The sequence below is a fragment of the Daejeonella sp. genome, from assembly GCF_037719425.1.
Classification (GTDB): Bacteria; Bacteroidota; Bacteroidia; order Sphingobacteriales; family Sphingobacteriaceae; genus Daejeonella.
This window is the reverse complement of the sequence record NZ_JBBJNI010000127.1, coordinates 10,213-12,604: the sequence shown is the minus strand read 5'-3', so window position 1 is coordinate 12,604 and position 2,392 is coordinate 10,213. Positions and strand designations below refer to the sequence as shown.

Sequence of the window (2,392 nt, the reverse complement as noted above, 5' to 3'; positions counted from 1 at the left end):
ACGACTCCGGTCCATTGTGCTTTAAAGTCATCGTGGCTCCTTTTATGAAGCTCGCCATCACCAGGATCCATGATTTGTATATGATTTTTACTAATCCTGCTTATTACCACATAATGATGCAAAGAACCTTTAACAGTATGGGCGATAGCAGGCAGGGGTATAGTCGTTAGATTCCCAAAAGACCCCTTAAATCCTTTTGCTTCAAAACCGAAGCTTCTCGCGGCCTCTACCATTCCCAAAACATTAGTGCCTTTCTTATCGGTCCCTGCTTTTTGGCGAATTCGTGATACGGGAAGATGAAGATTGTAATACCTTGCTACCGAGGCGAGGCATGCAGCACCGCAATCCGTCCCGTCACGTTGCTTAACCCTTATATCCATATCAATTCTGCCGCTCCTTCTGAATATCGGGATCTCTCGATCTATCTGATTTACTCCAAAGCAGTTGGAATAAATTACGATCACCTACATTAAACCGTGCGGTGAAGCTCATTCCCTTTTTTAAATAGACTTTGGCGTCGTTTAAATCAAAATGATCTTTATCCAAACTGCACTGAACTTTGAACACGGGTGGGTCATTGCCATGTAATACGAGGTCCTCTGAGATCTCCACTACTTTACCGGCCAGCATTCCCCAGGTATTGGAGTCAAATCCATCGATCTGAAAGCTTACTTGCTGACCGGTTTTGATCATATCAATATCGGAAGGGTTAACGTAACAGTATGCCTTAAGCTTACCGTCGGATGGCAATTCGGAAATACGTTGATCCGTCACCGAATACCCTGATTCAAGAAGCCTTACATTCTGAATTGATTTACTAGCAGGAGCAGAACGGTCAAATCGGATAGATGCTGCCTCCATAACGCCGGTGCTTATTATACCTACAGGAATACTAATGAATGGTAGAGATAGAAAAGCCAGAATAACAGCGAGAATTACCGTCGTATAGATTATCCTGCTCTTAGTACTAACCCTATACGCATGTACAATAGACAGGGGAAGATCATTCTCAGTAAAAGGGGTTAATAAAGGCATCTTTTTCAAGTAGAATGCCTAAAAGTATATCCATGGTTTGAATCCCCAAACTATATGGCGCGAACTTTAGTTAACGGCCTGGTCCATCTAGGGAGCGGTTAAGGACTTAATCTATCTGTTCCAAATGATTCAGCAGGTCATCCAGGCCATCGTCGATCTTCAGCACCTTCTTCCTCACCAGTTCGTAAAAAGCATCAAGCCCCTGAGTATTGTCGAAATAACCGCCTTCTTCAAGTATGCCGATCTTTTCATTGTGGTGATTAAATAGTTCAAATGACACGGTGCCCACACTTTGACCTATATAGATCTTGTAATCACTCACGGAAGTATAAAAAGTGCTGCCATCCGCTTCTTCCTTCCAAAGGATTTTATCTTCTTTCGTCAGTTCCTTGATCTTCTTAAAGATCGAATGTGTTTTTTTCTCTTCCATAAGCCGTGTTTAACAAAGGATCATACCTCGCCGTTTCTCTTTCGTGAAAACCATTCTACACTAAGGAGCGCGAGAATTATAAAGAACACTAATTTAATGTTTATAGGCTCTTCATACTTTCGATCTTCATAAGATACTGTTTTTACATTTTCGTTTGCCTTGATGAGCTTAGCCAGATCCAGAATTTGCTGCGGGAATACCATCTTGCCTCCACTTTGCTGGGCAAGGGCGTACAGCAACTGGTGGTTGGCCCGGGTTTGCTTAAACTCCGCTTGCTGCTGGGTAATCACAAATTGTCCAGCTGCGGTATATTTATCCTTACCCAACTCCGTCCTCGCATTATAGCTGTATTCGCCCGCAGGCAGAACCCCGGCGTCCAGGCTATATGCATTAGTAGTTCTTGAAAAAACAAAAGAATAACTTTTACCTGCTCTGCTGGTCAGGGAGATATTCACATCAGGCGTATTTACAAGCTCGAAGGCATTGTTGTAGAGTTCCGCATTAAGGATAACATGCTCATTTTCATCAAACGCGTTCTTAGACGGATAAACCCTGAATTTTCGTTTATCCTCTCGGGTAGAAAGATATTGAATGGTCTTGCCGACCAGCTCATCTATCGCTTCATGATTGCCGCTTTCCTGGAAATCTTCCAGCCTCCACCGCCAGATCCCCTCTCCTGCCAATATAGCCATCTTACGCTGTGCATCTTCACCAAAAACAAGCAAGGGCATCTTTGTAACTACCTTTCCGATCTGCTGGCTCATCATGATATTGCCAGGGCCTTTAAGCCCATAGTTTCCAAAAGGGCTGATCAGCGGTGCAAGGTTGCGGATGCGCTGTTTATTTGCATCGCTCAGTGTAAATGCGTAGAAGTCGGGCTCAAAGCTCGCGACTACTTCCTGGGTGTTTCCCGTTGAAGTAATACCC

General features: G+C 43.9%; 3 protein-coding genes and 1 pseudogene. All 4 read right to left on the bottom strand.

The window, feature by feature from the left end:
• A partial coding sequence (locus WKF69_RS15010; RefSeq protein ID WP_340382884.1) for a cysteine peptidase family C39 domain-containing protein occupies positions 1–380 on the bottom strand: 380 nt, incomplete at its 3' end.
• 1 nt (position 381) lies between these two features.
• A complete protein-coding gene (locus WKF69_RS15005) occupies positions 382–1,035 on the bottom strand; it encodes a hypothetical protein (RefSeq protein ID WP_340382883.1) in 654 nt (217 codons plus the stop codon).
• Positions 1,036–1,141: 106 nt separating this feature from the next.
• Positions 1,142–1,465, bottom strand: coding sequence for a hypothetical protein (locus tag WKF69_RS15000; protein WP_340382882.1), 324 nt, complete (start codon positions 1,463–1,465; stop codon positions 1,142–1,144).
• A 20-nt stretch (positions 1,466–1,485) separates the two neighbouring features.
• Positions 1,486–2,392 (bottom strand): annotated as a pseudogene (locus WKF69_RS14995) (hypothetical protein); the annotation flags it as partial.

Bases quoted from the DNA above. Each gene is read 5' to 3' on its own strand.
- WKF69_RS15005 (WP_340382883.1), bottom strand. From the start codon at position 1,035: ATGCCTTTATTAACCCCTTTTACTGAGAATGATCTTCCCCTGTCTATT.
- WKF69_RS15000 (WP_340382882.1), bottom strand. From the start codon at position 1,465: ATGGAAGAGAAAAAAACACATTCGATCTTTAAGAAGATCAAGGAACTG.